The 20197-nt window shown below is 70.2% G+C and carries 17 protein-coding genes; 2 read left to right on the forward strand and 15 right to left on the reverse strand.

Annotated features, from left to right (window positions below; all coding sequences use genetic code 11):
- Positions 1-2 precede the first annotated feature (2 nt).
- From A4E84_RS13565 to A4E84_RS13630, 14 genes are all read right to left on the reverse strand, one after another.
- Positions 3-1211, reverse strand: coding sequence for a glycosyltransferase family 2 protein (locus A4E84_RS13565; RefSeq protein ID WP_062926825.1), 1209 nt, complete (start codon positions 1209-1211; stop codon positions 3-5).
- A 203-nt stretch (positions 1212-1414) separates the two neighbouring features.
- Positions 1415-3499: a hypothetical protein gene (locus A4E84_RS13570; protein ID WP_062926826.1), complete on the reverse strand. Its 2085-nt coding sequence runs from the start codon at positions 3497-3499 to the stop codon at positions 1415-1417.
- Positions 3500-3704: 205 nt separating this feature from the next.
- Positions 3705-5201 carry a bifunctional cytidylyltransferase/SDR family oxidoreductase gene (locus A4E84_RS13575; RefSeq protein ID WP_062926827.1) on the reverse strand — a complete coding sequence of 499 codons (1497 nt, stop codon included), beginning with the start codon at positions 5199-5201 and terminating at the stop codon, positions 3705-3707.
- Between the two features lie 423 nt (positions 5202-5624).
- Positions 5625-7175 carry an alkaline phosphatase D family protein gene (locus A4E84_RS13580; protein WP_062926828.1) on the reverse strand — a complete coding sequence of 517 codons (1551 nt, stop codon included), beginning with the start codon at positions 7173-7175 and terminating at the stop codon, positions 5625-5627.
- 179 nt (positions 7176-7354) lie between these two features.
- Positions 7355-7657: a hypothetical protein gene (locus A4E84_RS13585; protein WP_159029572.1), complete on the reverse strand. Its 303-nt coding sequence runs from the start codon at positions 7655-7657 to the stop codon at positions 7355-7357.
- Positions 7658-7732: 75 nt separating this feature from the next.
- A complete protein-coding gene (obgE, locus tag A4E84_RS13590; protein ID WP_062926830.1) occupies positions 7733-9169 on the reverse strand; it encodes a GTPase ObgE in 1437 nt (478 codons plus the stop codon).
- Between the two features lie 102 nt (positions 9170-9271).
- Positions 9272-9526 (reverse strand): 50S ribosomal protein L27, encoded by a 255-nt coding sequence (gene rpmA / locus A4E84_RS13595; RefSeq protein WP_062926831.1) that lies wholly within the window; start codon positions 9524-9526, stop codon positions 9272-9274.
- Positions 9527-9540: 14 nt separating this feature from the next.
- On the reverse strand, positions 9541-9861 hold the full coding sequence (gene rplU / locus A4E84_RS13600) for a 50S ribosomal protein L21 (protein WP_030836278.1): 321 nt from the start codon (positions 9859-9861) through the stop codon (positions 9541-9543).
- Between the two features lie 228 nt (positions 9862-10089).
- Positions 10090-14280, reverse strand: a complete 4191-nt coding sequence (locus A4E84_RS13605) for an Rne/Rng family ribonuclease (protein WP_062926832.1) — start codon at positions 14278-14280, stop codon at positions 10090-10092.
- A gap of 260 nt (positions 14281-14540) precedes the next feature.
- Positions 14541-15317 (reverse strand): TIGR03936 family radical SAM-associated protein, encoded by a 777-nt coding sequence (locus A4E84_RS13610; protein WP_062926833.1) that lies wholly within the window; start codon positions 15315-15317, stop codon positions 14541-14543.
- A 48-nt stretch (positions 15318-15365) separates the two neighbouring features.
- Complete coding sequence (locus A4E84_RS13615) at positions 15366-16571, reverse strand: phage tail tape measure protein (protein ID WP_174569428.1); 1206 nt, start codon at positions 16569-16571, stop codon at positions 15366-15368.
- Positions 16572-16670: 99 nt separating this feature from the next.
- Positions 16671-17138 carry a GNAT family N-acetyltransferase gene (locus A4E84_RS13620; RefSeq protein ID WP_062926834.1) on the reverse strand — a complete coding sequence of 156 codons (468 nt, stop codon included), beginning with the start codon at positions 17136-17138 and terminating at the stop codon, positions 16671-16673.
- Positions 17138-17392 carry a helix-turn-helix domain-containing protein gene (locus A4E84_RS13625; RefSeq protein ID WP_062926835.1) on the reverse strand — a complete coding sequence of 85 codons (255 nt, stop codon included), beginning with the start codon at positions 17390-17392 and terminating at the stop codon, positions 17138-17140. The genes A4E84_RS13620 and A4E84_RS13625 overlap by 1 nt, the downstream gene beginning before the upstream one ends.
- Positions 17392-17889, reverse strand: coding sequence for a DUF2975 domain-containing protein (locus tag A4E84_RS13630; protein ID WP_062926836.1), 498 nt, complete (start codon positions 17887-17889; stop codon positions 17392-17394). The genes A4E84_RS13625 and A4E84_RS13630 overlap by 1 nt, the downstream gene beginning before the upstream one ends.
- A gap of 695 nt (positions 17890-18584) precedes the next feature.
- Between A4E84_RS13630 and A4E84_RS13635 the strand changes: the two genes are divergently transcribed.
- Positions 18585-19439 (forward strand): helix-turn-helix domain-containing protein, encoded by an 855-nt coding sequence (locus tag A4E84_RS13635; protein WP_079128960.1) that lies wholly within the window; start codon positions 18585-18587, stop codon positions 19437-19439.
- Here A4E84_RS13635 and A4E84_RS45475 read toward each other — a convergent pair.
- A complete protein-coding gene (locus A4E84_RS45475) occupies positions 19424-19843 on the reverse strand; it encodes a DUF397 domain-containing protein (protein ID WP_335340830.1) in 420 nt (139 codons plus the stop codon). The two genes, A4E84_RS13635 and A4E84_RS45475, sit on opposite strands and share 16 nt — an antisense overlap.
- 112 nt (positions 19844-19955) lie before the next feature.
- On the opposite strand from A4E84_RS45475, the gene A4E84_RS13640 reads away from it, so the two are divergent.
- Positions 19956-20168: a cytochrome c oxidase assembly protein COX20 family protein gene (locus tag A4E84_RS13640; protein ID WP_062926838.1), complete on the forward strand. Its 213-nt coding sequence runs from the start codon at positions 19956-19958 to the stop codon at positions 20166-20168.
- The last annotated feature ends 29 nt before the right edge of the window (positions 20169-20197 follow it).

A 20197-nucleotide genomic window follows, 5' to 3' on the forward strand; every position in this document is an offset into this window, starting at 1 on the left:
GGTCAGGCCGCGTGCCGCACCTCTCGTGAGCTGATGACCCGCCGCGCCTTGCGCACCGCCCGGCGTACCAACGTGTCGACGCCGCCCTCGCGGTAGCCCGGGAAGGCCCGGGCCTCCCGGGGCTCGGCGAGGTAGACGGAGTCGGGGACGCCCGCGGCGCGGTCCCGGAAGTGCGGGTAGGCCAGGTACACCCGGCGGCCCTTCCTCTCCAGGAGGGCCGCCGCCTGCTTCTTGGCCTTGACGAACTTCACCACGTCCAGGAGCAGTTCCGGGCGCTGCTCGGCGACCAGGTGCAGCCGCAGCCGCTCGTGGACCTTGAGGCGGTGGGCGACGCCCTCGGTCCAGTGGGCGTCCATCAGCGGCTTGGCCAGCTCGAACTTGTGCCGGCGTATCTCCTCGCTGTCCGTCAGGTACTTCGGTCCGAACTGCGGCAGCAGCGTGACCAGGAAGGGCCGGACCATCAGCTGGTCGCGCCGGCCGCCCGCGGGGACGAGCTCGGCGATGAGCTCCATCAGGGCCCGCGCGGAGTCGAAGCGCAGCGTGTAACTGCCGCTCTTCGTCACATGCTTGCCGTCATCGCGGCCGACCAGGTAGTAGCAGGTGTGGTCGGCGACCACGGAGACGCCGTCCGCCCGCAGATACGCCTCCATGGTGAACAGCGCGTCCTCGCCGGTGAACAGCGACTCGTCGAAGCGCATGCCGTGCCGGTCCAGCAGTTCGCGGCGGAACAGCTTCTGCGCGCTGAGCGTGAACTTGATGTTGGAGGAGAAGACGTCCGTCCGCTCCACCGTCTTGCCCCACATGGACTTCGGCGCCGAGCGGTTGACGCCCTCGACCTTGCCGAGCACGACGTCCGTGCCCGCCCGGTCGGCCATGCCGACCATGCGCTCCAGGGCCTCGGGGCCCAACCGGTCGTCGGCGTCGAGGAAGAAGACGTAGCGCCCGGTGGCCTTGCCCAGGCCGACGTTGCGCGGGCCGCTGGGGCCGCCGGAGTTCTCCTGACGGATCACCAGCACGTGCATGGGAGCCCGCTCGGCGAACTCCTCCAGGTACTCCCCCGTTCCGTCCGTCGAACCGTCGTCCACCGCGATGACCTCGACGCGTGTCGGATCGATGGTCTGTGCCTCGACGGACGAGAGGCACTCGATCAGATACGGCATCGCTTCGTACGCCCCGATGATCACACTCACATCAGGCTGCGCCACGGTCACGTTTCCCCCTAGTCAATGGGATATTCCCCCCGTATCGCCTCATTCGCTACTTGGTAGACGGGTGATCGAGGCAAGCGGTTGCCTCGCACATGGGTGTTAGTGGGACAGGTCACACATTGAGCGGACAGGACCCGGGAAGCAGAAAGAGTTCGGCCCCGAGGAGAAGCTCCTCGGGGCCGAACTCTTCAGCCAGCGGCGGTAGTTCAGCCGGTGCCGACCCCGTCCGTGTCACCGGCCGTGGGCACCCGCTGCCCGGGCACGGCGTTCGCCAGCTCGGCCTCGCTCTCCGCGAGGGCGGCCGCGTCCCGTGACTGCTGGCCGACGTTGCGCGTCTCGGCCTTGAGGGCGAGGTTCGCGACGGCGGTGTTGAACTGCTCCAACGAGGTCGGCTCGTCCGGGCCCAGCAGGTACCGCTTGAGCTCCTTGCGGTCCTCGGCCAGCCGGTCGGCCTCCGGGGCACGGACCGCGCCGAGCAGCTCGCCCAGCTCGGACGCGCTGTTGGAGAGGATCACCGCGGCACGCACCGCCGTGTTGTTCCGCTTGAACTCCTCGACGCCCACCCCGGCGGAGTCCGTCACCGCGTACGGCTTGCCGCTCGCGATGAAGTCGGACACCACGCTGGAGATGTCGGAGACCATCGCGTCGGAGACGTTGAAGCAGTCGTACAGCCGGGGCTCGGCACCGGTGATGACGCGGTGCTCCCAGGACGGGAAGGAGCGCCAGTAGGCGTCGTTCCACTCGGCGCGCAGCCGGGCGGCCTCCTCGTGCCGGGCGACGTCGGTCAGCCCGTCACGGGTGGCCACGGCCTCGTCGCCACGGTCGCCGCCGGAGCCGGACAGCTGCGCGAGCCGGGCCTGGATGCGGTCGAGCTCGGCCTTGGCCTGCGCCTGAGCGGTGGTGTCGGCGATGAACCGGCTGTTGATGGCGCGCTCCGCGGCGGCCTTCTGCACCAGGGCGGTGATCCGCCGGTGCGCGGCGCCCGCCTCCTTGCTGACGTTGCCGGTGAACGGGTGCGGCTTGTACAGGACGCGGACCGGCGGGTCGGCCTGCACGAGCTGCTTCACGATGTTCTCGCCGGCCAGCACGACCGAGGTGTTGCCCGGGTTGCCGTCCCAGCCCTCCCAGGTGGGGGCGTACAGAACCGTGGGGATACGCCCCTCGGGCACGCCCTGCCAGGTCTGGATCGGGGCGAGCTGGGGGCGGCCGACCTCGACGATGTCGTCGTCGCGGACACCGACGTCGGCGATGGCGTAGCGGTCGCGGCCCGCGCGGCCGGCCGTCCACACCTCGTCGTAGACCTTGCTGTACGGGTTGACGCTGGCGAGCTTGTCGCTGTCGCCGTGGCCGATGAAGACGTGCTTGATGGTGGGCACGCGCAGCATGTGGATGTTCTTGCCGACGTTGGCCGCGTAGAGCGCGACGCGCACGGTGGACAGGTCCATGTTCATCAGGTGCACCCCTCCGGGCACGCAGATGACGGGGACCGTGGTGGGCGCCAGACTGTTCAGGATGGCCCGCTCACGCAGGATGATCAGCGGCTTGGACTCCAGCTTCTCCATGGTGTCGAGCCACATGTTGACCTGGTAGGCGGAGTCCTTCGAACCGGAGAAGTACAGGACCGTCTCCGGCTTGTACTCGCCCAGCCAGTCGTCCACGGCGGCCAGGACCTTCTCGGCGTTCGGCGGGATCTTCCGGCCGCGTACGAAGGGCACCAGCGCCAGGACGTACAGGGTGGCCAGGGCCACGGTGATGCCGATGCCGATGAAGCCGATCAGGGCCGACTTGGCCTGCGCCGCGACCAGGATGCCGACGACTGCCGCGAGGTCGAGGTGGAGCATCTTCTCGGCGGAGCGGTGCAGCAGCCCGCGGGGCGGGGCGTCCGGGATGCGGATGCGGGAGGCCAGGTCGACGTTGCGGGTGGCGACCGGCATGCGGCGGCGGTTGCGTATCAGCTGGACCAGCGCGCCGTGCGGGGCCTGCAACCCGTAGAAGGCGATGAAGCAGGCGATCGCCCCGTAGTAGATCAGGTTGTCCGCGAGGGACAGCCGGGCCAGCAGCAGGACCAGCAGCAGCTGCCGGATGAGGAAGCGGATGGACAGGCCGGCCCGGACCTTGCCGAGGCGGTTGATCAGGTAGCTGCCCTTGCGGTGCAGATAGTGGTCCGCCAGGTACGTCACGGCGGCCGCTGCCGCGAAGGCGGGAACGCTCGGGACGAGCGCGGCCAGCATGAGGGCGGGGAAGCCCGCCACCATGAGGACCGCCGCGGCCAGCTCGGCCGCGCTGCCCACCCGGGCGACGCGAATAGCGGTGGATATCACGGAGAAACCTGCTCTTGGGAGGGGTATGCCGGGTCTTGGTTCGAGAATGCGGCTGGTCTGTGAATATTCGCGAGACTGTATGGATTCAGGCCCCTGCGAACACTCCTGTCGACGAAAACCCGTTAACAGGAGGGCGCAGAGGCCTGAATTACCGAAGTCTATTTGGCGCCAATTATTACACGCCGTCCTGCCGGTCCAGCACCGTGGCCAGTGCCTGCTCGAAGCCGGAGGCCCGGGCCGCACCGGCCGTCGGGTCCTGCTGGCGGACGTCGATGACGTGGCCGGTGAGCTCGGAGAGCAGCACGTCGAGCGACGTGCGGGCCACGGCCTCGGAGGACAGCAGGGAGCCCGAGGGCTCCTGGCCGAACGCCTTGGTGCGCATCGGGGTGGCGGTGCGCTCGGGGTTGATGCAGTTGACGCGGACGCCGTCGCCGGCCCACTCGTCGGACAGCGCCTGGGTGAGGTTCACCATGGCGGCCTTGGTGGAGGAGTACAGGCTGTACTCGGCACGGCCGCGCGTGTAGCTGCTGGAGGTGTAGAGCAGCAACTGGCCCTTGGTCTCGGACAGGTACTTGTACGACGACCGGGCGATCTGCACCGGGGCCAGGTAGTTGACCTTCAGCGCCTCCTCGATGGTGGCGTTGTCGGTCTCGGCGAGTTTGCCTATGCGCAGCACGCCGGCGGTGTTGACCACGTAGTCGATGCGGCCCGTCTCGGCGTAGGCCTTGGACAGGGCGTCGTCGACCTCCTCCGGGTTCTCCACGTGGGTGCCGGTCGTGGAGCGGCCCAGCGCGTAGACCTTGGAGCCGTAGGCCTCGGCCAGCTCGGCGATGTCCTTGCCGATGCCGTAGCTGCCGCCGAAGACGACCATGGTCTTGCCGGTCAGCAGCTCGCGGTAGGCCTCCTCGGAGACCTGCTCGGGCGCGGCCGTGGAGGCGAGCTGGAAGAGCTTGTCGGCGATGAAGACGTCGACGGGCTGGGTGACCTTCATGTTGTACTCGTCGCCCGCGACGACGTGGATCGGCACGTCCGGCAGGTACTTGAGCACGACGGAGCAGTCGTCGGTCGCCTGGAAGTTGGGGTCGCCGGCGGCGACCTGGTAGGCCCGCTTGATCGTGGACAGCTTGAACGCCTGCGGCGTCTGGCCGCGGCGCAGCCGGGAGCGGTCCGGGATCTCGGTGATGAACTCGCCGTCCTCGCCGTGCGTGCGCGTGACGATGATGGTGTCCGCGGACGGGATCGCCACGTCGACGGCCTGGTAGCGCTCCAGGGCGACGACGCAGTCGTCGATGACGCGCTGCGAGAGCAGGGGGCGCACGGCGTCGTGGAAGAGGACGTTGGCGTCCTCGCCCTCGGCCAGGCCCTCGCCCAGCGCGGCGATGGCGCGCTCGGTGGTCTCGTTCCGCGTGGAGCCGCCCTCGATGACCTTCGAGACCTTCTTGAATCCGGCCTTCGCGACGATCTTCTCGATGTCGGGCACATAACCCGGAGCCATCAGCACGATGATGTCGTCGATCGAGTCGGCGTTCTCGAAGGTGGTCAGCGTGTGCTCGATGACTGCCTTGCCGGCGATCTTCAGCAGCTGCTTGGGGATCGACAGACCCACGCGCTGGCCGGTGCCACCGGCCAGGATCACTGCGGTGGTACGGGGCTTGGCTATGTGCTGGGACACAGGTGACCTACCTTGGGGCGACAGGGAACTTGGAAATGGTCCCACTTGTGGTTACCGCAATGCAAGGTGAGCGACCTCCACCGCATATGTGCACGCAACCCCTCATTCACCTGGTGACGCCGGTGATTGGCAAGACGGTTCCGCCGGCGATGCAGGCGCCCCGGGAATTGCTGTGAGTAACTCCACAGCAGCGCAGCGGTGCCGAAGCCGCTTGCGCCGGCGGCGACCGAGGACCTGTCCGAGTTCCTTGGACGATGTCCGGTGCACGGTACGCGCTTTGCGGGTGTGCCCGGCGCCACGGCGACGGCGGCGCCCGCGGAATTCCTGGTCAAGATTCCGCAGCATTTCGGTCTCGGCCGGAGCAAATACGCCGTGAGCCCGGGACTCCGAGGAGTCCCGGGCTCACGCGCCACGCGGGCCGGGTCAGACGACCTCGACGCCCGGGCGGCCCGCCCGGACCCTCAGCCGGGCCAGCGTGCTCGGGGTCGCCGTGGGCTGCCGGACCGTGTCGACCACCCGGACCTGGGCGTCGATGCGGTCGCGGCGGACGTCGAAGAGGTGGTAGCCGCGGTGCGCGTCGAGCAGCTTCCAGTGCGGGTTGTCCGGGCGCCGCGGGTCCCACTCCCGGCGGAAGGCCGCCTGGTCCTGGTCCCCGTTGCTGGAGATGGACGTGCCGACGAACTCGGCTCCGACGACGTCCGAGTCCGGGTCGGCGTAGTCCGCCTTGAGGTCGCTGATCATCGTCAGGTGCCGGTCGCCGGAGAGCACGACCGGGTTGCGGACCTGCCGGAACTCCTGGAGGAACCGGTTGCGTTCGGCCTGGTAGCCGTCCCAGGCGTCGTAGAACCAGAGTTTGCCCTCGCCGACCTTGAGGTCCGTCTCGGCCATCATGATCTGGGAGGCGATGAGGTTCCAGCGGGCGGGCGAGTTCTTGAGCCCGTCCAGCAGCCACCCCTTCTGCCGCGCGCCCAGCATGGTCAGCGACGGATCCTGGGCGCCTTCCTGGCTGGTGGCCTGGTCACTGCGGTACTGACGGGTGTCCAGGACGTTGAGCCGAGCCAGGCGGCCGAACTCCAGGCGGCGGTACATCCGGATGTGCGGGCCGTCCGGGACGGCGGTGGCGCGGACCGGCATGTGCTCGTAGAACGCCTGGTAGGCGGCGGTGAGCCGGGCCACGAACGCGTCGTGCGGCTGCTTGTCGGGGTCCTGGGGGATCTCGCCGGCGAAGTCGTTGTCCACCTCGTGGTCGTCGAAGGTCACCACGAAGGGCGCGTTCGCGTGCATCGCCGCGAGGTCGGGGTCCGTCCGGTACTGGGCGTACCGGTTGCGGTACTGGACGAGGCTGAACGGCTCGCCGGTGCCCTCGTGCCGCCGCAGGGCCGTCGCCGAGGGCGTGGACTCGTAGATGTAGTCGCCGACGAACACCACGACGTCGGGGTCCTGGTCGAGCATGTCTGCGTAGGGCGTGAAGTAGCCGTGCTGCCAGTTCTGGCAGGAGGCGAGGGCCATGCGCAGGGAGCCACCGGAGCTGTAGGGGTGGGGGGCGGTGCGGGTGCGGCCCACGGGTGAGAGCTGCCCGCCGGTGCGGAAGCGGTACCAGTAGGTACGGCCCGCGCGCAGCCCGCGTACGTCCACGTGAACGCTGTGCCCGTACTCGGGCCGGGCCTGGGCGGTGCCCCGCCGGACGAGCTTTCTGAACCGGTGATCCTCCGCGAGCTGCCACTCGACCGGCACGACCCGGTCGGGCATTCCGCCGCCGTTCAGCGGGTCCGGGGCGAGCCTGGTCCACAGCACGATGCCGTCCGGGAGCGGGTCGCCCGAGGAGACGCCGAGGCTGAACACGCCATCCGGCAGCGGCGTCCCGGCCGCGTGGGCGGCGGCCGGAAGCCACAGCTGGGTGGAGGCGGCGGCGCCGAGGACCGCGGCACCCGCGGTCAGAAAGCGGCGTCGGTCGGGGGATACTGCTCCGGTCATCGGCTGACTCCCTTACCTCGCTGGCCACTTGGACACGGTGAAGCTTCACGCTCGCGGGCGGTCCGCCCGCTGAACGCCGGGGTTCACGTACATGACAACCAAGCAGACAAAGAGAGACTCGCCGCCGGCATCGGAACAAGCCGTTGCCGGGGCGAGTCTGACAGGTGATCAGAACCGGGTCAGGGGGCGAAAGCCGAGCCGAGTCCGGAGCCGGAACCGCTCCTGACCGTGCCGAGAGTGCCCGCGCCGAAGCTGCCCGAGTCGGTCGCGGTGGGAGCGTCGACCGGGTTGGGGAACGCCCAGCCCCCCGCCGTCCGGTTCTCGCCGGTGGCGCCGGTGAACAGCTCGGCCCGGTCTTCGCCGTTGACGTCGCCGACGCTCTCGCCGTCGCGCGTGCGCGCGCCGTCCGGGTTGTTCACCGGGGCGGGGGCGCTCAGGCCGTCACAGGTGCCCTTCTCGGCTGCGAGGAACAAGACCCTCACGGCGCCGCCCTGTACGACTCACCGGAGAACGGCTTGGTCGCACCCGAGTCCGCTGCGTAAGTGCTTCTTGTCGACTCAGAACGGCTCGAAGTCGTCGAACTCCTGCTGCGCCTCGTCCCGTTCGGCCTGCCGGTCCTTGCGGCGCTGCGCGGCCGGCCGCTCCCCCTCGAGCCGGTGGTCCTCACCGCGGCGGCCGAGCATCTCGGCCCCGGCCGTCATGGACGGCTCCCAGTCGAAGACGACCGCGTTGTCCTCCGGTCCGATGGCCACGCCGTCGCCGCCTCGGGCGCCGGCCTTCATCAGCTCCGCTTCGACACCGAGCCGGTTGAGCCGGTCAGCGAGGTATCCGACGGCCTCGTCGTTGTTGAAGTCGGTCTGGCGCACCCAGCGTTCGGGCTTCTCACCGCGCACCCGGAACAGGCCGTCGGCCTCCTGCGTCACGGTGAAGCCGGTGTCGTCCACGGCCTTCGGCCGGATCACGATCCGGGTGGCCTCTTCCTTCGGCTTCGCGGCCCGCGACTGCGCCACGACCTCCGCGAGCGCGAACGACAGCTCCTTCAGGCCCATGTGCGCCACGGCCGACACCTCGAACACGCGGTAGCCGCGCGCCTCCAGGTCGGGCCGCACCATCTCGGCCAGATCCTTGCCGTCCGGTACGTCGATCTTGTTCAGGACGACGATCCGCGGCCGCTTGTCCAGCCCGCCGTACTGCCGCAGCTCCTCCTCGATGATGTCGAGGTCGGAGACCGGGTCGCGTTCCGACTCCAGCGTCGCGGTGTCCAGGACGTGCACGAGGACACTGCACCGCTCCACGTGCCGCAGGAACTCCAGGCCCAGGCCCTTGCCCTGGCTGGCTCCGGGGATCAGCCCGGGCACGTCGGCGATCGTGTAGACCGTCGAACCGGCCGTGACGACGCCGAGGTTGGGCACGAGCGTGGTGAAGGGGTAGTCGGCGATCTTCGGCTTGGCGGCGCTCAGCACCGAGATCAGCGACGACTTGCCGGCGCTCGGGTACCCGACGAGTGCCACGTCGGCGACCGTCTTCAGCTCCAGGACGACGTCCCGCATGTCCCCCGGCTCACCGAGCAGCGCGAAACCGGGTGCCTTGCGCCGCGCGGAGGCCAGCGCAGCGTTGCCGAGCCCGCCCCGGCCGCCCTGCGCGGCGACGTACGACGTGCCGTGCCCGACCAGGTCGGCCAGGACGTTGCCCGCCTTGTCCAGCACCACGGTGCCGTCCGGCACCGGCAGGACGAGGTCCTGACCGTCCTTGCCGGAGCGGTTGCCGCCCTCGCCGGGCTTGCCGTTGGTGGCCTTGCGGTGCGGGGAGTGGTGGTAGTCGAGCAGCGTGGTGATCGACTGGTCCACGGTGAGGATCACGTCCCCGCCGCGCCCGCCGTTGCCGCCGTCCGGCCCGCCGAGGGGCTTGAACTTCTCACGGTGGACGGAGGCACAGCCGTGGCCTCCGCTACCCGCGGCGACGTGCAGCTCGACGCGGTCCACGAAGGTGGTCATGGGATGTGCCTCCAGTTACTGCGGGAATGTCTTGGGTTAACACGCGAAAGGCGGACCCGCTTCCCGTGAGGGAAGTGAGGTCCGCCTCGCGAAAGTTTCCGATCAGGCGACCGGAACGATGTTCACGACCTTGCGGCCACGGTGGGTGCCGAACTGCACCGCACCCGCCGAGAGCGCGAACAGCGTGTCGTCGCCACCACGGCCGACGCCGGAGCCCGGGTGGAAGTGGGTGCCACGCTGACGGACCAGGATCTCACCCGCGTTGACGACCTGACCGCCGAAGCGCTTCACGCCGAGCCGCTGGGCATTGGAGTCGCGACCGTTCCGGGTGGACGATGCGCCCTTCTTGTGTGCCATTTCTCCTCAGTCCCTTACTTCGCAGCCGTGGGGATCTCAGTGACCTTGATCGCCGTGTACTGCTGGCGGTGGCCCTGGCGACGGCGGTAACCCGTCTTGTTCTTGTAGCGCAGAATGTCGATCTTCTGGCCCTTGTGGTGGTCCACGACCTCGGCCTGGACCTTGATGCCGGCCAGCACCCACGGGTCGCTGGTCACGGCGTCGCCGTCGACAACGAGCAGGGTCGAGAGCTCGACCGAGTCGCCAACCTTGGCAGTGGAAATCTTGTCAACCTCAACGATGTCGCCGACAGCAACCTTGTGCTGGCGACCACCGCTGCGCACGATGGCGTACACGCGGAACTCACTCTCTAGCTCGGGAAACGGCACCCCCGCAGGCCAGCCGCCCGACTCAGCGAGCGGCCTCTCCTGGCGCCCGGCGCCCGGAGGAGGAGGTTTACGGGGATGTGACGTGTCAGTCGACACGCCGACGGTCAAGGTTACGGGGCCGCGGCCGAAGGGGTCAAACCGAGCCCGGCCCGCCGCCTGTGCGACCGGTCACGCCGGTCGCACAGGCAGTGGATCTCAGCCCTCGTCGGTGGAGGCCGAGACGGAGGACGCGGACGACGCCGACTGCTCCGCCGCCACGGTCTTCTTCGACGCGGTCTTCTTGACGGCGGTCTTGGTCGTCTTCGCCGCCTTCTTGGCCGTCGTCTTCTTGGCGGCGGTCTTCTTCGCCGCGGTCTTCTTGGTGGTGGCGGCCTTCTTCGCCGTGACCTTCTTCGCCGTCTTGCGGGCCGCCTTCTTGGCGGGGGCCGACTCCTCGGCGGCCTCCTCCGTGACGGCACCGTCGGACGCGGGCGCCTGCGGGGCCTCCGCGGACACGTGCTCCCCGGACGCGACCTCCGCGGACGCGGCCTCGTTGGACGCGGCCTCCTCGGACGCGGCCGACGGGACGACCACGACGGCCGTCTCCTCGGACGCCGTGGACACGGTGGGCTTGCGCACCGCACGGCGCCGCGGACGGGCCGGGGCGGCGCTCTCTGCGGGCGCCTCGGGCTGAACGGCCGGCTCCGGCACCTCGGCGGCCTCGGCCTCGGGCACCGCCGGTGCGGTCTCCGCGACCGTCACCACCGCCGCCTCGGCCCCTGCCGGAGAACCGGCCGGAGCGGACACCTTGCGGGTGGCCCGCCGCCGGGTACGGCCCTTGGGCGCGGCGTCCTCGGCCGGAGCGGCCGGAGCGACCTGCGCGGCCTGCGCGGCCGCGGTCTCGACCACCGGGTCCTCCACGGCCATCGGCTCGGCCTGCGCCTCGGCGGCCGGCTCCGGCTGCACCGGACGGGCGACCTCCTGCTCGGCGGTCACGTCCTGAGCCGTCGGCACCTCGGCCTCGGCCTGCCCGGCCCGGCCCCGGCCGCGCCGGGCCTTGTCCCTGCCCTGCTCGGCCTTGGGCTCCGCCGTCTCACCCCGCGGGGCACCCGCCGGAGCCGACGCCCGCCGGCTCGCCCGGCGTCGCGACCGGCCACGGCCGGCAGCGGCCTCCGCCTCGGCGGCGCTGCTGTACAGCTCCTCGTCGGGCTCGAAGGACGGCTCGGGCAGCGCGATCGGCTCGGCGACCTCGGCTCCGACCTCCGCCTCGGTCTCGGCCTCCTGCTCGGCGGTCTCGACGGCGGCCTCGTGCACGTGCGGCTGCTCGGCGGCACCGGCACGCGCGCGCTTCTTGCGCTTGCCGCCGCCCCCGGGGGCCGTCGGCTGCTCCATGTGCACGATGACACCACGGCCGTTGCAGTGGACACACGTCTCGGAGAAGGACTCCAGCAGGCCCTGCCCGACCCGCTTGCGGGTCATCTGCACGAGCCCCAGCGAGGTCACCTCGGCGACCTGGTGCTTCGTACGGTCGCGGCCCAGGCACTCCAGCAGGCGCCGCAGCACCAGGTCCCGGTTGGACTCCAGCACCATGTCGATGAAGTCGATGACGATGATGCCGCCGAGGTCGCGCAGCCGCAGCTGACGCACGATCTCCTCGGCCGCCTCCAGGTTGTTCCTGGTGACCGTCTCCTCCAGGTTGCCGCCCTGGCCGGTGAACTTGCCGGTGTTGACGTCGACGACGACCATCGCCTCGGTCCGGTCGATCACCAGCGAACCGCCGCTGGGCAGCCAGACCTTGCGGTCGAGGGCCTTGGCGAGCTGCTCGTCGATCCGGTACGTGGCGAAGACGTCGACCTCGGAGGTCCACTTCGACAGCCGCTCGGCGAGGTCCGGCGCGACGTGCGAGACGTACCCGTGGATGGTCGACCACGCCTCGTCGCCGCTGACGACGACCTTGGAGAAGTCCTCGTTGAAGATGTCGCGCACGACCCGGACGGTCATGTCCGGCTCGCCGTACAGCAGCGTCGGCGCGTTGCCGTTCTTGGCCTTCTTCTGGATCTCCTCCCACTGCTGCTGCAGCCGCTCGACGTCCCGGCGCAGTTCGTCCTCGCTCGCGCCCTCGGCGGCGGTGCGCACGATGACGCCCGCGTCCTCGGGGACGATCTTCTTGAGGATGGTCTTCAGCCGGGCCCGCTCGGTGTCGGGCAGCTTGCGGCTGATGCCGGTCATCGAGCCCTCGGGCACGTACACGAGGTAACGGCCCGGCAGGGAGACCTGGCTGGTCAGACGGGCGCCCTTGTGACCGATGGGGTCCTTCGTCACCTGGACGAGCACGGACTGCCCGGACTTCAGGGCGGACTCGATACGCCGCGGCCCGTTGGCCATGCCCAGCGCCTCGAAGTTGACCTCACCGGCGTACAGCACCGCGTTGCGGCCCTTGCCGATGTCGATGAAGGCGGCCTCCATCGACGGCAGCACGTTCTGCACCTTGCCGAGGTAGACGTTGCCGACGTACGAGGTCGACTGCTCCTTGTTGACGTAGTGCTCGACGAGCACGTTGTCCTCGAGGACGCCGATCTGCGTGCGGTCGCCGTGCTGGCGCACGACCATCACACGCTCGACGGCCTCGCGGCGGGCCAGGAACTCGGCCTCGGTGATGATCGGCACGCGGCGGCGGCCCTGCTCGCGGCCTTCGCGGCGGCGCTGCTTCTTGGCCTCCAGACGGGTCGAGCCCTTGATGGACTGCACCTCGTCGGACGGCTCGGCCTTGGGGCGGGGCTCGCGGACCTTGACGACCGTGCGCTCGGGGTCGCCGTCGGAGGGCTCGGACTCGGTGCCGGAGTCACCGGCACGGCGACGGCGGCGACGGCGACGGCGGCTGCTGCTGGAGCCGCCGGACTCGTCGCGGTCGGTGGCGTCGTCGGAGTCCTCGTCGTCCTCCTCGGCGCCGTCCTCGGTGTCCTGCGCGGCACCCTGCTCGGACTCGGCGTCCTCGCCGCCCTCACCGTCGGAGTCGGCGGACTCACCGCGCCTGCGGCGGCGGCCGCCCCGGCGACGGCGACGGCGCGAGCCGGTGCCCTCGGACTCCTCCTGGTCGTCACCGTCGGCCTGGTCCTCGGCGGACTCGTCGGCCTCCTCCACCTCGTCGTCGGTGATGTCGTCGGCGGTGGTGCCGACGGCGGTGGTCTCGGGAGCCTGGGCCTCGGCGTCGTCGGCGGCACCCCGGCGCCGACGCCGGCGACGCGAACCGCCGGTCGGCTCCTCACGCGGGGCCTCGGCCGGCACGGACTCCTCGGTCTCCTCGGGCTCCTCCGCCCCGACCGCTTCGGCGGCGGCAGCGGCAGCGGCCCGCTCCGGCGTCTGGAACTGGGGCTCGGTGAAGACGGGCGCCTGGAACAGCGCGACGGCGGGCCGCCTCGGACGCGAGGGCGGCTCGCTCTCGCCGTCGGCCGCGTCCGCGGACGCCCGGGCGGCGGCCTTCGAGGCCCGCGCGCCCTTGGCGGGCTGGGCGGGCTCGGCGAAGCCGCCGGCGGCCCGGCGCACGACCCGGCGGCGGCGCCGCGGACCCGTCTCCTCAGCCGGTTCGGCAGCTTCGGCGGCGGTTTCGGCCGGGATCTCGGCAGCGGGGGCGGGCTCGGCGGCAGCGGTCTCGGAGGCGGTGGCCTCGGACGCGCGGGCGGGCTCGGCGGCGGGGTTCTCGGTCACAGGTGCCTTCGCCTCCTCGGCGTTCCCTTCCACCGCGTCCGCGGCGGAAGGCGCCCCGGCGGGCGCGGACGCCCGCCGCGAGGCACGCCGGCGAGTCCGACGCGGAGCAGCCTCTTCAGCGGCCTCGGCACCTTCGGCGGCGCCCTCGGCCACGACGGCCGGCTCCGGACCGTCGGCCTCGGCCGGGGCCGCGACCGTCTCGGCGGCGGCCTCCGCCGGGGCGGCGGAGGGCGAGGTGACGGTGCGCGTGGCGCGGCGCCGGGTGCGCTTGGGGGCGGCGTCCTCGGACACCTCGGCGGAGGCGGCAGGGGCGGCCTCGGCCGGCTCGGCGACGGCGGTCACCGGGACCACGGTCTCGGCGGTCTCCTCGGCCTCGGGAGCGCCGGCGGGTGCGGAGACACGGCGCACGGCGCGACGCCGCTTGGGCGGCGCGGGCGCGGCAGCGGTCTCGACGGCCTCGGGAGCCTGCTCCGCCTCGGCAACGGTTTCTTCGACCTCGTCGGCCTCTACGACGTCAGCCGCGAGATCCTCGGCCTCGGCGACCGGTATGGCCGGCGCGACGGTCTCCGCCGGCGCGTCGGAGGAGGCCCCGGTGGGCGGACCCGCCGGGCGGGAAGCAGCACGCCGCCGCCGGCGGGGCGGCAGGGTGTCGCTGGGAGTGTTCTGTTCGGAACCCTCTGTGGGTTCGGTCGGTTCGAGCATGCGGGCTTATCTCCCGTCAGGCTCCCGGGCGCCGCGCTTGGTCCGGCGATGCCGGTGACGTCCGCGGCGCGCGCTGTGCGCGTTCGCCGCCGTCCGGGGCGCGGGCGCCGCACGGGAGCTCTCTGTGTCCTGTCTCGCCGGTTCCGTACGCCGAATGCGTACGGCCTGGCGAAAGTCTTCTGGTCGGTGCGCTGCCCGACCCAGGTGGCTCCCGAGTCCGAGGGCGGCGCTACGACGTCCGTCCCTACGCGGGACCTTCCTTACGCCGGCGCCGTCGCGGCGGCAGTCGGTTCGGCCGGGGCCTCGACTGCCTCGCGGTCGGGCGCGAGCGGGTCGGTCACCGTGCCGGTCTCTTCATCGAACAGCCCCTGCGCCAGCCTGGTCACCGCTGCGGGGACCGGCGGCGCCAGGTCGGCCACGGCGCGGAGACCGGACAGGACGTCGTCGGGTCGTACGGCAGGCGTCACGTGCCGAACAACCAGCCGCAGTATCGCACAGGGCTGGTCGGTCGGCCTATCAGCCTGCGAACTGTGCGTTTCCGTGAGGTCGTGGACCTCCAGGCTCGCAACCGCGGAGCGGGCGTCGAACGTGCGGACGCCGTTCTTGGCGAGGCGCTGGACTTCGACGGCCTCGGCCGCGTTGAAGGCGTCCGCCGCTCGGCGGGCCTCCTCCGGCGGCACTCCGTCCAGCCGGAGCTCCCAGACGGAAGCCGTCAGCCGGTCGGCGAGCCCCGAGGTGCGGGCCTCGACCGCCTCGGTGATGTCGAGGCCGGTGGGAAGCGACTCGTCGAGGAGGGCCCTGAGCTGCTCCGGGTCGCGGGGCGCGGTGAGGGCGATCTCCAGGTACTCCGCCTCACTGCCCGTGCCGGTGGGTGCGGCATTGGCGTACGACACCTTCGGGTGCGGTGTGAAGCCCGCCGAGTAGGCCATCGGCACCTCGGCACGGCGCAACGCACGCTCGAAGGCGCGCTGGAAGTCACGGTGGCTGGTGAACCGGAGGCGGCCGCGCTTGGTGTAGCGCAGACGGATGCGCTGCACCGCGGGTGCGGGCGGCGGGCCTTCGGGCTGTCGCTTGCCCAGTGTCGTTCAGTCCTTCGTGAGAGCGGTCGTACTGCTATCAAGAGTACGTGGCTCGCGCCCCGAAGGTTCCCTCCGGTCGACCGGCCGCGGCTGCCGCGGCTCGCCGAGGAGCATCCGCCGGAAGTCGGCGCGGGCCTGGCGTACGGACTCCCGGGCGGCGGCCAGCGCCTGCCGGGTGGCCCGCCGCACACTGCGGGCGGCCTCGGCGGCGGGCCGCAGGACGGCGTCCCGTACGAGGTGCCCGACGGGCGTCAGCACGCTGCGGTACACCCACCGCACCGGTTCGACGAAGATCCACCGGAAGAGGGTGCCGAGCAGGCGCCCGACCGCGAGGGAGATGTGCCCGGCGACGCGCCAGGCGTGACCGAGGGCGTCCCACACCTCCCGGCCGATGACGGCGAGGACGCGTCCGGCCGGCGTGAGGATCCAGCGCCACAGGGCGAGCGCGGGCAGGACGAGCAGGATGCGGGCGATCCAGTACAGGGCCATCCCGATCCCGGTGACGATCATGCTCACCAGCCACCCGAGCCCCTTGCAGCACCAGGCGACCGCGCGGCCGACGGGCGCGAGCACCCAGGTGTACAGCCATAGGGCGGGTACGACGACGAGGTGCTCAGCGAGCCATGCCAGGGCCGTCCAGACGCCGAAGCCCAGCGCGGCCAGCCCGGCGCCGATCCCCTTCAGAACCCACGTCACCGCGTGCCCGACGGGCGTGAGCAGCCAGGCGTACACCCAGCCGAGCGCGGCTCCCACCCCCCTGGCGATCCAGCCGGCCCCGGCGCCGACGCCCCGGGCGGCCCATGCGATCGCGTGCCCCACAGGGGTCAGCACATACCGGTAGAGCCAGACCAGGGGCACGACGACGAGGACGTGACCCAGCCATCCGAGGGCCTTGCCCAGCGGGACGACGACGTAGCGCCACAGCCCCACGAACGGCCAGACGAACACCGCCCGCCCCAGCCACAGCAGCGCCCGGCCGAGCGGCCGGAGCAGCGTGTCGTTCAGGAACCGTCCGGCCACGACGAGCGCGTCCCACAGCATCCGCACGGGGACGACCAGGACGAGCACGACGATCCGCACGGGAATCCGGATCGCGACGGCGAGACACCCCTCCGCCGCCTCGGGCTCGCGCCGGGCCGTCGGCCCGGTCGGCCGCTCTCGCGGATCGACCCGCGTCTCGGAACCCTCATGGGGTCGCTTCTCCAGATCCATACCGTCGTAGACGCCTTCAGTGCCCCGTCCGGATCCAGCACCGCATCGTCCCGCCCCGTTCTCCCGCAGTTCCCCCGCTCAGCCGCAAGATCATACGGCTCACGCGCGGGTGACCTGCGCCTGGAGCAGCCGGGGTGACTCCTGGAAGCCGCTGCGGGCGTACGCGGGGATGGCCCGCGGACTGGAGTGCACGGTCACGCGTTCCAGTCCGAGTTCGCGTGCTCCGTCCAGGACGGCCTGGATGAGCCGCCCGCCCAGCCCGCCGTCCCGCGCCTCGGGTACGACGTACACGCACTGGAGATCGCCGGAGGCCCGCCGCGGCGCCCGGGGCGTGGGCACCCGCTGCACCACCGCGAGCCAGGCCATGCCGATGACCCGGTCGTCCCGGACGAGGACCAGGCAGCGGTGGGAGTTCGCGTTCTCCTCCGCCCAGGTGACGAAGTGCCGTACGAAGTCCTCGCGTTCGCCGAGGTCCTCCAAGCCGTTCTCGACGAGCCACTCCCAGCGGAGGGTGGCCACTGCGGAGAGCTCGGCGGGCCGGGCCGGGCGGATGCTGATGTTGTCCATCAGGCCATTGTCGAGTCGGCCGTCGAGCCGGACACAGGGCCGGCCGCCTCCTGCGTCTCCCAGCGCAGCAGATCGCCCGGCTGGCACTCCAGCACCTCGCACAGCGCGGCGAGGGTCGAGAAGCGGACCGCCTTGGCACGGCCGTTCTTGAGGACCGCCAGGTTGGCGGGGGTGATGCCGACGCGTTCCGCCAGTTCGCCCACGGACATCTTGCGTTTGGCCAGCATCACGTCGATGTCGACGGCGATGGGCATCAGATGACCTCTTCCAGCTCGGCCTGCATCTGGGCCGCCTCGATGTCGCGTGCTACGGCCTGCGCGAGCAGCATCCGCAGCACGAGCACGATCAGCGCGACGCCCAGCACGGCCACGACGACCCCGCACAGCAGCAGGACCACCCCGGGAGCCACGGCCTCGCCCGGCGCGAGCACGACCGCGAGCGCGAAGACCAGCAGGGCGGCCGCGACGAACGCGCCGATCACGATGTGCACGTAGCGGAAGGCGGCGGTGGAGAACACCGTCCCGCGACGCACCATCGTCACCAGCCGCCACACGCAGACCACGACGACCTGGGCCGTCACGATACCCAGGATCGTGATCACCAGGATCGGCGTGCGCAGATACGCGTACTCGGGCCTGAGCCCGTTCATGTCGACGGCCAGCAGCGGCACCATCACCCCCTGCACGAACAGCGATCCTGCGAGCAGCACCACGAGCACCCCACGCAGTCCCGCCACGGCCAGCTTCCCCATCACCACTCCTTCGATCGAACCACGATGGAAATCTATCGAAACTCGATAGGTGATGCAAGAGCGGCCCGCGCCGGCACGGATCAACGATGGGCTTCCTGCTCCATGGCCCCGCATCACGCCATCGGGGAGGCATGGGCATCCTCATGGGCAGCCGCCGCCTCACCGAGGAGCGGGCCTTCGACGAGCCGCGCCACTACACCCAGACAAGGACAGCAAGGACAGCAAGCAGCGCGAGGTTGCCCGGCGGGTCTGCGAAGAGGGCCGCCTGACCTGACGGCTCCCCCAGCACACATTCCGAACTGGGGGAACCTGACCGGGTCGGCCCCCCGGGGGAGCGTCGCCAACCGGGCCTGCTGAGCGGGTCCCCCGCAGGGCGGGCCTCTCACCTCCCGGGGTCCCTGTTGCTCGATCTTTCACATGAGCAAGGTGAGTGGATTCGGCAATTCCCGAGGGCCGACAAACTGAAGTCACTCAAGCGAGTGAATACATCGATCAAACGTCCCTGCAAACCGTATCGATGTTTCATTCCTTCCCACTCATCCCGTGCATCTCTTCCGAGTTGGCGGCGCCGGCGAAGAGCCGTGAGGCATAGTGACACCTAGCAAAAATCCCCGTAGCCTTGCGAAACTGGTCGTCTTGAACACGGTCGAAATGCCAGGCGGCGGTACGACCTGTGGCACCAGAAGGAGAAATCCATGCCCGACGCCGACCCGATGGTTCACCGACACCGTCTGAGCTCACAGCTTCAAGAGGCACGCAAAAAGGCGGGCTACACACAGCCTGATGTTGCGCGGGAGACGGGATGGTCCCTGTCCAAAGTCATGCGCCTGGAGTCAGGCAGGGTGAAGATCTCCATGACGGACCTCAAGGCATTGATCAGCTTCTACGGACTCTCATCCGACGACTCGGAGAAGTTGCGTCGCGCGGCGGAGGAGGCACGACGGCAGCCCTGGTGGTACGAGTACCGCTCCCTGCTGTCGGAGGGTTTTCAGTCCTACCTGGGCTACGAGGCGTCCGCGTCCGTGATCCGCAACTTCGAGGCGCTGTTCATCCCCGGCCTGCTGCAGACGGAGGAGTACGCGCACGTCGCCCTGCAGCAGTCCGTGGTCCCGGAGAAGGAGGAACTGCTCGACCTCCGCATGAAGCGCCAGGAACGCATGTTGAGTGAATCCAAAACGGAGCTGCGGTTCCTGATCGACGAGGCGGCGCTCCGACGCGTCGTGGGCACGGCCGAGTTGATGGAAGCCCAGATCCGGCATCTGCAACAGGTCAGCGCCCTGGATCACGTGAGCATCGGAGTGGTGCCGTTCAGCAGCGGCCTGTACCCACTGCTGCGTTCACCGTATGTCATCTTCGAGTTCGCCAAGGCCGATCAGGAGCGGGTGGTGTACCTCGAGAATCCCGACGGGAGTGTCATCCTCAACAACAAGGCGATCGTCGGCGTGCAACGGAGCGTCGAGACCTACCTCGAAGCATTCTGGGAGATCGAGAACCGCTACGCCCAGCCCATCACCGAGTGGAGTCCACATTCTCCTCAGCTAGCGGCATAGCGTGACAGGGAATCCAGAAACAACGCCCATGCCGTCGAACCGACCGAAAAGCAAGGCCCCTCGGAAACTTTCGAATCCCTGACCATGACGGGACGACCCAAAGAGACTTCGACGCAGTTTTCCGGCCCACTGGCAGAACTCTTCCGCCACTCCGATGTCGGATCCGGAAAGGTCACGACTCCCCCAATCCCGCACTGCAGCACCCACGGCACAGTCAGCCTCTCGCCGTCAGTATGACGGCAGGAAGCATGACTGCCAAGGCCGCCGAATACCGATGATCTCGACACCGGAAACCGAAGAAGGGGGTGCCCTGCCCCGTAGAGCGGCAAGCTTCTTTTCGGCCAAGAACAGCAAGAAGGGGAGCGCTCGGTCAGCCGGCAAGCATCGTCCGAGTACTCCCCCACCGCGAAGCAACCTCGTCCACTCGACTCAACCAGGAAGCCTCATGGCAGATAGTAACGCGAGTTGTGTCACCGGCCAGGCCCCGCGAATAGAGAGCCCGGGCGGAGGCACGTCATGACTCAGGCGCCGCCCCCTCCGGCCGGAGGACTGTCGCAGCGAGCCCTGCTCATCGTCATCGCCTTACTGACCGGCCTGCTCACCGGCCTGGCAGCGGGCGTACTGGCCGTACTCCTCCACGCGACGATCCTCGGCGCGGCCACCTGGGCAGGGGGCACCTTCATCGCCATCACCATGCTGCTGTTCAAGATCTGCGAACTCTTGCGGTGAACCCCACATCGAGATCGCCGGGTTACCAG

The sequence above is a fragment of the Streptomyces qaidamensis genome, from assembly GCF_001611795.1.
In the GTDB taxonomy this organism is placed as follows: domain Bacteria; phylum Actinomycetota; class Actinomycetes; order Streptomycetales; family Streptomycetaceae; genus Streptomyces; species Streptomyces qaidamensis.